Consider the following 315-nt stretch of genomic DNA (forward strand, 5'->3'; position numbering starts at 1 on the left):
TAGCGATAGCGATTCAGATTCAGACAGCGATAGCGACTCGGACTCAGATAGCGACAGCGACTCCGACAGCGACAGCGATTCGGATTCAGACAGCGATAGCGATTCAGATTCAGACAGCGACAGCGACTCCGACAGCGACAGCGATTCAGATTCCGACAGCGACAGCGATTCGGATTCAGACAGCGATAGCGACTCCGATTCAGACAGCGATAGCGACTCGGATTCAGATAGCGACAGCGATTCAGACTCAGATAGCGACAGCGACTCCGATTCAGACAGCGATAGCGATTCGGACTCAGATAGCGACAGCGACTC

At 54.0% G+C, this 315-nt stretch carries 1 protein-coding gene; it reads left to right on the forward strand.

Features of this window, described 5'->3' with window-relative positions; translation table 11 throughout:
• Positions 1 to 315 (forward strand): MSCRAMM family adhesin SdrC (locus AC4J95_RS21235; protein WP_233673279.1); only part of this gene is annotated, 315 nt, incomplete at both ends.

The sequence above is a fragment of the Enterococcus sp. GPZ-007 genome, assembly GCF_059374735.1.